Here is a 7,872-nt window from a genome sequence, read left to right as displayed (position 1 = left end):
GTAATGTGTTATGGTCTGAAAATCCTCCTCAGAGTCAAATACTGTTTAAATAACAGGGGGTGAAACTAAACACGCCCTGCTCAGAAAATAAACAACATTATACAAAAATGGATAATAACAAAAAGAGAGGAGAATTCATGGAAGCTCGACTTCTTTGCCAAGGATTCTCCACATTTCTTTTACTTGGTTCTTAAGCTCTTGTATTGCCTCAGGCTTCTTGAAGAGGTGCTTGAATCTTCCCTGCAGCTTGAGGTAGTCTTCAATTGGCTTCTTGAACTTTCCGTCCTTGGGGAATCTCTGGAACTTTATGTTGTGGAAGTCTCCGTTCTCTATTTCAAACAGTGGCCAGATACCGGTTTCAATTGCCAACTTAGCTACTTCAACTGTCTTTTCTGGTGGAATCCTCCATCCGGGAACACATGGTGCCAAGACCTGAACAAATGCTGGCCCATCTACGCTTGCAGCCTTCTTCATCTTCCTGTAGAAGTCGTATGGGTCTCCAATGCTGGCAGTAGCAACATAGGGAACTTGGTGAGCTGCGGCTATTAATGCCACCCACTTCTTCGGCTTGTCCTCACCAATTGAGTACTTTCCGGGTGGTGAGGTTGTTGTCCATGCTCCGTATGGGGTGGATGAGCTCCTCTGGATACCAGTATTCATGTAAGCCTCGTTATCGTACATGAGGTAGACCACGTTGTGCCTTCTCTCAAGCATTCCAGAGAGTGCTTGGAGACCAATGTCAGCTGTACCACCGTCTCCACCGATGGCAAGGATTTTTCCTTTTCTACCAAGCTTCTTCCATGCGGCCTCGACACCACTAGCTACAGCACCAGCGTTTTCAAAAGCTACGTGAATCCATGGGGCTTTCCAAGCGGTGTAGGGGAATACACCAGAGACAACTTCCATACATCCAGTAGCGTGAGCTATTGCAAATGCGTTGGGGTCTCCATACTTCTCCTCCATTGCCTCACTAAATGCCTTTGTGGCGAGCTTCATGACTATAGCCGGCCCACAACCGGCACATGCAGCGTGACCAGGTGCCCAGTATTCGCGAGTTGTGATAGGGGGCTTTCTAACTGCCATCATAATCACCTCACAAAATCTCCTTCCTCAATCCTATCCAGTTGACCTCTTCAACCTTCTCTCCTTCAAGTGCCTTCTTTGAAATCGCGACAACCTCTTCAAGCTGGTCAAATGTGACGTCTCTTCCACCGAGGCCGATTATGAAGTCAAGCATTATCGGCTTCTCCTTCTCGTTTACAAGTGCTCTGCTAGCATCTGCGAAGACAGCACCACCAATTCCAAAGCTGATGTCTTTCTCAAGAATTGCGAGAACCTTTGCCTTCTTTGCCAAAGCTCTGAGTTCCTCAATTGGGAATGGTCTGTAGACTGTCATCTTTGCAGCACCGATCTTAACGCCCTCTTCCCTCTTCTTGTCAACGAATTCTTTGAGTGTTCCGGCAAGTGAACCCATAGTGAGGAGAATTATCTCAGCATCATCTGTCTTGTATTCCTCAATCATGTGGTATCTTCTTCCAAACTTCTTCTCGAACTCGTCAAAGGCTTCCTTAATTACTTGTTTTGCGTTTTCCATAGCCTCCCAAACTGTGTATCTTGCCTCCATGTAGTGAGCCGGGAATCCAAGGGCGCCCTGAGTAATTGGTCTGGCCGGATCAAGGTAAGCGTGCTTTGGAACGTATTCTCCGAGGAACTCGTCAACTACCTCTTGATCTGGAATTTCAACTGGTTCGACTGTGTGGGTCAATATGAACGCGTCAAATCCAACCATTGCTGGAAGAAGAACGCGCTCATCTTCTGCAACCTTGAAGGCGATTAATATCAAGTCGAGTGCCTCTTGGTTGTTTTCGGCATAGAATTGAATCCATCCAGTGTCTCTCTCACTTATTGTGTCTTGCCAATCGTTCCAGATGTTTATCGGGGCTGAGAGTGCTCTGTTACCAATTGCCATGACAATTGGGAGCCTCATACCAGCCGCTATGAAGAGAATCTCGTGCATTAAAGCCAAACCTTGAGAAGCAGTTGCTGTAAAGGTTCTAACCCCTGCAGCAGAGGCACCAACACATGCAGAAATTGCTGAGTGCTCGCTCTCAACTTTTATGAACTCTGCGTCCATTTCTCCATCGGCAACAAATTCACTAATCTTCTCGGGAACGAGAGTTGATGGTGTAATTGGGAATGCAGCTACAACCTTTGGTTTTGCAAGCTTAGCTGCCCAAGCAGCGGCTTCATTACCCTTCATAACCTTTCTCATTGGCATTTATACCACCTCATTTGCTTTCTCTAACCATTTCAATTGCTTTGGTTGGGCATTCATTTGCACAGATTCCACAGCCCTTACAATAGTCGTAATCAAACACCGGGTAGCTTTCTTCGTCGAGATAAATTGCAGGCTCTGGGCAGAGTGTGTAGCACATGAAACATCTAATACACTTCTCCCTGTTAAACTGCGGCATGAAAACTCTCCAACCGCCGGTCTTGTTAACGACGCTACTTCCGGGAATGTAAACTATTGCACCGGGTGTCATTTTTTCGCTATATTCCTTTTGGACTCTTTCAATATCGGCCTTGAAAGGACTTTCCGCCATATATATCACCCCGAGTGAGTTATCCCCTTTTTCTTTAAACTTTTCGCAAATAAATAATAAAAATCAGCCGAAGATCTCGGCCTTCTTCTTAAGCTCGTCCCATTCTCTAAGCACCCACTCTTGAAGTATCTCTATGTCCTCCTTTGTCATGTACTTGAATCTTCCCTGCAGCTTTATGAACTCTTCAATTGGCTTTGGCTCTTTGTTTGGTGAAGGCATGTTTATCTTGTACTTTCCGTTCTCGTATTCAAAGAGCGGGAAGTATGCAGTCTGAACAGCTAAGCGGGCAAGTTCTATTGTCTTGTCGGTTGGAGCTCTCCATCCGGTTGGACATGGTGCGAAGAGCTGAATGAAAGCGGGCCCCTTAATTGTTTGAGCCTTCTTGAGCTTTTTCATGAAGTCTTCTGGATAAGCAACGCTTGCTGTAGCAGCGTAAGCTGGCTTGTGTGCTATTACAATGTCAATAACCTTTTTCTTTGGCCTCTGTTCAAGGAAGTGCTTCTTTCCACCGGGAGTGTTGGTTGTCCATGCTCCGTATGGGGTGGATGAGCTCCTCTGGATACCGGTATTCATGTAAGCCTCGTTATCGTACATGATGTAAAGGGCATCGTGTCCCCTCTCAAGGAAACCGCTCAAGGCTTGGAGACCAATGTCAGCTGTACCGCCATCTCCTGCCCATCCAACGACCATTATTCCATCTTCGCCTTTTACCTTGTATCCCTTTGCCTTTAGAGCAGCCTCAATACCGCTTATTACTGCACCTGTTGTCTCAAATGCAGTGTGAAAGAGAGGAGCGTTTAAAGCTGAGTATGGCCAAGGACCAGCTATGATTGTTGAACAGCAAGCAGGGATTGTAAATATTGCTTTTCCTCCATATGCCTTAAGGACGTATCTCAAACCTAAGGCTGCACCACAACCCTGGCAAGCAGTGTGTCCGGCATAAAAGTGCTCCTCAAAGGGAAGGGTTAATTTTTTCTTAACATCAGCAGGAAGCTCCATCTTTTTCACCTCTTCAAGTGGTACCATTCGATTTCTCTATCGAGCTTGCCTTTTTGGATTATCTCCTTCATGTTCTTGGCTATTGCCTTTACATCGTTCACTGTTATGTCCCTTCCACCAAGTCCAACGATGTAGTTCTTCATTATTGGCTTTGCATCAGTGTTGTAAAGGACACCCTTAGCCTCGTTGAAGAGAATTCCCTCCTGTCCAAATGAGAAGTTCCTGTCGAGAACCGCTATTCCTTCAACGTTCTTTGCCAACTCGTAGAGCTCTTCCCTTGGGAACGGCCTGAACCACCTAACCTTGGCTGCTCCGACCTTGTAACCTTCACTTCTGAGAATGTCAACTGCCTCTTTTACGGTTCCCATGAGTGAGCCCATTCCCATGAAGACTATCTCTGCATCATCGGTCTTGTAGAGCTCTATCATCTGGCTGTAGTCCCTGCCAAAGCGCTCGCCGAACTCTTTTCCAACTTCTTTGATGACTTTCTTCGCTTCCTCCATGGCTTTTGCAATCTTGTACCTGAACTCATAGTAGTCAGCTGGGGTGCCTAAGGCGCCAACGGAGAATGGGTTCTCGAAGTCTGTCAATGTGTACAGTGGCTTCCTTGGTGGCAGGAACTCATCTATCTCCTCCTGCTCTGGCATGTCAACTACATCGTAAGTGTGACTGAGGATGAAGGCACTCTCAACTACCATTACGGGAAGGTTGACCTTCTCATGTTCACCAATCTTAAACGCCATCAATACTCCATCATAAACCTCTTGGTTGTTTTCGGCATAGAATTGAAGCCATCCGGTGTCTCTCTGGGCTAAGGAATCAGTTTGATCATCCCAAACGCTCCATGGAGGAGCCATGGCTCTGTTAACATCAACCATGACAACTGGGAGCCTTGCCCCAGCCGCCCAGTGGAGCATTTCATGCATTAAAGCCAGACCCTGGGCAGAGGTAGCGGTAAAAGCCCTGGCCCCTGTTGCTGAAGCACCTATACAGGCAGCCATAGCAGAGTGCTCACTCTCAACGGGCACATATTGGAGGTTTTCAACTTCTCCATTAGCTATGAACTCAGCAATTTTCTCAATAATTGAGGTCTGAGGTGTGATAGGATAAGCAGCTACAACCTCAACTCTAGCATGTTTGGCAGCATAAGCAGCTGCATAATTACCACTCACAACTTTCTTTGGCATTTTATCACCTCACTTCTCTTCTCTTACCATGCTTATTGCCTTTGTTGGGCACTCGTTTGCACAGACTCCACAACCCTTGCAGTAGTCATAGTCCACCGCAGTATAGCCGTCCTCTTTGATGTATATTGCTGGCTCCGGACAGAACTTCCAGCAGATGTAGCACTTTATACACTTGCTCTCGTCGATAACCGGCATGAAAGTTCTCCAGTCGCCTGTGAAGTTTGATAGTGTTGTCCCTAGTGTTACTGGTGCTTCTGGATATTCCTCAACGGAATTAAATACCATCTTTTCAGCTTTCGCCTTCTTCTCCCCGAATAAAGTGTTCAAGACGTTCACCCCTAAATGAATTTTAAAGGAAGGAAAAATCAAAGCTCATAAACAACAGTCTTCTCGAAGGCTTCCTTTGCAGCCCTGGCGTTCTTTTCACCAAGTTCTCCGGAGAATGCATCCTTGATGGCCTCTTCGACACTCTCTATTTTAACTATTCCTGTTGCTTTTGCAACAGCACCGAGAATTGAAGTGTTTGTAATTGGCAGGCCAAGAGTTTCAAGGGCTATTGTTGTAGCGTCAACGAGTGCAAGCTTGGCTGGCTTCTTCTTGAGCTTCTGGAGAATCTCCTCCTTGGTTTTCTCGGTGTTTATAATTACCATTCCTCCCTCTTTAAGACCGGCTGTAACGTCAACCGTATCCAAGAGAGAAGGATCAAGGACAACTACAACATCTGGCTCATAAATCTGGGTCTTAATTCTAATTGGCTTCTCGTCAATTCTTGTAAAGGCTGTAACTGGAGCACCTCTTCTTTCAACACCAAAGAATGGGAATGCCTGGACGTACTTGCCTTCTAAGAAAGCTGCCTCGGCTAGAATGTTTGCGGCTGTAACTGCACCTTGTCCACCTCTACCGTGAAAACGAATCTCTATCATCATCTCTTCCTCCCAAGTTTTGTCGGTATTATTTTGCCCAGTCCCTTTATTTAATTTTCGGTATGGCAAGAAACACCTTTCGGCATCTGTCTTTGAGTAAAAATGAACAAACAATACGTTCAATGAATATGGTAATACATTAGAAGACACAAAAAACGTCTTTACGTTTGTAAAGTATAGAAGGCGAGAAGCATGGAGTTAAGTTTTTTAAGAGTTCTCCAGCTATATAGACTATATAGACGGTGAAGGCAATGGACGCGACAATAATAGCAGCAGTTGCAATTGCATTCTACATAGCGTGGAATATAGGGGCTAATGACAGTGCAAATGCAATGGGAACAGCTGTGGGGGCGGGGTTGTTAAGCTTCCGCCAGGCAACACTAACTATAGCAATCTTTGTCATGCTTGGAGCTTACTTAAAGGGATACAAGGTAATGAAAACGATAGGAAAGGGCATTATTCCTCCAGAGTATCTTACCCTCAATATTGCCATAATCGCCCTCCTTGCAGCTGGCATATGGGTAACAATAGCGACAATAAAAGGGCTCCCCGTATCAACAACTCAAGCAATAGTTGGGGGAGTAGTCGGGGTGGGAATAGCAATCAGAGCTCCGATAAACTGGGGGACTTTGATAAAAATAGCTGGAGCTTGGGTGTGTTCTCCCATATTAGCAGCCCTTTTTGCTCTGATACTCTTTAAGTTTTATGGGCAAGTGGTGAATAACATCAAGAGCTTTGGGAGAATTGAGCTTCTTTACAAGTGGCTTGCTGTCCTTGGAGGTTCGTACATGGCATTTAACTTTGGAGTGAATGAGGTGGCAAATGCAACGGGACTCCTTGTTGGGGCTGGCTTCTTCAGTCCAAAAGCCGCCGGGATGTTTGGGGCTATAAGCCTGGCCATTGGCTCCTTAACTTTCAGCTACGCTGTGATGTACACCGTGGGAAAAAAGATCACATCTCTTGGCCCATTGTCCGCTTTCTCGGCTCAATTCGGGTCTGCCATAGCTGTTAGCCTAGCAAACATGTTTGGACTCCCTGTTAGCTCAAGTCAAGCCATAGTTGGGGGAGTCATCGGGGTAGGGCTTGCAACAGGAAGAAAAGTGGGGGAAAAAAGTTGTAGGGGAAATAGTGTTTGGGTGGGTTGCCACGCCAACAATCAGTATAGTCTTAGCACTCGGAATCTTTAAGCTCTTCCAGCTCTCGGGGTTGATTTAAAGGGGAAATCACCCCCTTCTTCTAAGTCTCAGCTTTGCTGTGAGGAGCTTTTCTGTTGTAAAGAACCTTGCAGTTATAAGCAACATCAGCACCGATAGGACTCCTAGGTAAACTGCACTGGCATACATAGTGGAATATTCCCCCATAAGCATTGCCCTGGAAGCCAATATCGGGTGGCTGAAAGGAATTGCAAGCAGGAGGTATTTGATTGCCAGAGGCAGAGTTTCCAGGTCTGCGAACATGAGGATGAACGTAGGAAACGTCAGCGGCATTATTCCTGCACTTACCACGGTGTTTGCGCTCTTTGTATCCTCGGCAAAAACCGCAAGCAGCATTGCAAAGCTCAGGGCGAATATCATCGCCAGGAACATTATAAGCACAAAAAGTGCCGCGCCTTGTGGGGTAACCGTTAGTCCAAGCTCTTCAAGGGTGATTCCGACTTGAGCAGAGGAAGTCAAGCTTCCGAGGTAGTTCCTCATACCGATCATATAAGCTATTGCTGCTATTATACCTATTACAGCCGTCCCTACCATCTTTCCAGCTACAATAGTTATTCTTTTCACGGGCAGAGTTAGGAGGGTTTCGAGGGTTTTGTTCTCCTTTTCCATAGCCATGCTCCCGGCGGACATCTGAGCAACTAATATTATCATTATGAACCCTAGTTCCCATTAGATCGTTAGGGTTATAAGCACTTAAGTTTTTTGGTTGATTGGTGGTTGTATTGAGCTTTCAGAGGAAAATCCTGATCATAAAATCCGAAATCTACCCGATAATCAGCAAACACTACCCGAAAAACACTCACAGGGAAATAATCAGCCTCTACGACCTAATAACCTTCGCAATACTAGCACACTTGCACTTTAACGGAGTTTACAAGCACGCTTACAGAGTCCTAATCGAAGAAATGAAGCTGTTCCCCAAAATCAGGTACAACAAACTAAC

General features: G+C 45.8%; 7 protein-coding genes and 3 pseudogenes. 2 read left to right on the top strand and 8 right to left on the bottom strand.

The genetic code is table 11. The features are described from left to right. Positions 1 to 135: 135 nt before the first annotated feature. The 7 genes from porB to GBV73_RS09775 all read right to left on the bottom strand — a co-directional run bounded on the left by porB (position 136) and on the right by GBV73_RS09775 (position 5,715). Positions 136 to 1,083, bottom strand: coding sequence for a pyruvate synthase subunit PorB (porB, locus tag GBV73_RS09805; protein ID WP_152881053.1), 948 nt, complete (start codon positions 1,081 to 1,083; stop codon positions 136 to 138). Positions 1,084 to 1,093: 10 nt separating this feature from the next. Further along, positions 1,094 to 2,278 carry a pyruvate synthase subunit PorA gene (gene porA / locus GBV73_RS09800; RefSeq protein WP_152881050.1) on the bottom strand — a complete coding sequence of 395 codons (1,185 nt, stop codon included), beginning with the start codon at positions 2,276 to 2,278 and terminating at the stop codon, positions 1,094 to 1,096. A gap of 10 nt (positions 2,279 to 2,288) precedes the next feature. Beyond that, positions 2,289 to 2,606, bottom strand: coding sequence for a pyruvate synthase subunit PorD (porD, locus tag GBV73_RS09795; protein ID WP_087037518.1), 318 nt, complete (start codon positions 2,604 to 2,606; stop codon positions 2,289 to 2,291). Between the two features lie 63 nt (positions 2,607 to 2,669). Then, positions 2,670 to 3,605, bottom strand: coding sequence for a 3-methyl-2-oxobutanoate dehydrogenase subunit beta (locus tag GBV73_RS09790; protein WP_152881048.1), 936 nt, complete (start codon positions 3,603 to 3,605; stop codon positions 2,670 to 2,672). Between the two features lie 5 nt (positions 3,606 to 3,610). Beyond that, positions 3,611 to 4,792, bottom strand: coding sequence for a pyruvate ferredoxin oxidoreductase (gene porA / locus GBV73_RS09785; RefSeq protein ID WP_152881046.1), 1,182 nt, complete (start codon positions 4,790 to 4,792; stop codon positions 3,611 to 3,613). A 9-nt stretch (positions 4,793 to 4,801) separates the two neighbouring features. Beyond that, entirely contained in the window at positions 4,802 to 5,119 is a 318-nt protein-coding gene (locus tag GBV73_RS09780) for a 3-methyl-2-oxobutanoate dehydrogenase subunit delta (RefSeq protein WP_042696815.1), read from the bottom strand. Positions 5,120 to 5,157: 38 nt separating this feature from the next. Beyond that, positions 5,158 to 5,715: a pyruvate/ketoisovalerate ferredoxin oxidoreductase subunit gamma gene (locus GBV73_RS09775; RefSeq protein ID WP_152881055.1), complete on the bottom strand. Its 558-nt coding sequence runs from the start codon at positions 5,713 to 5,715 to the stop codon at positions 5,158 to 5,160. Positions 5,716 to 5,966: 251 nt separating this feature from the next. On the opposite strand from GBV73_RS09775, the pseudogene GBV73_RS09770 reads away from it, so the two are divergent. Further along, positions 5,967 to 6,930: pseudogene (locus tag GBV73_RS09770) on the top strand (inorganic phosphate transporter). A gap of 8 nt (positions 6,931 to 6,938) precedes the next feature. Here the strand turns inward: GBV73_RS09770 and GBV73_RS09765 are convergent. Beyond that, a pseudogene (locus GBV73_RS09765) lies at positions 6,939 to 7,586 on the bottom strand (ABC transporter permease); the annotation flags it as partial. A 56-nt stretch (positions 7,587 to 7,642) separates the two neighbouring features. Here GBV73_RS09765 and GBV73_RS09760 point away from each other — a divergent pair. Beyond that, positions 7,643 to 7,872, top strand: a pseudogene (locus GBV73_RS09760) (IS982 family transposase); the annotation flags it as partial.

It is taken from the genome of Thermococcus sp. 101 C5, assembly GCF_009372125.1.
Lineage (GTDB): Archaea > Methanobacteriota_B > Thermococci > Thermococcales > Thermococcaceae > Thermococcus_A > Thermococcus_A bergensis.
Note: the sequence above shows the minus strand (reverse complement) of the source record. Positions and strands in the feature narration are given on the sequence as shown.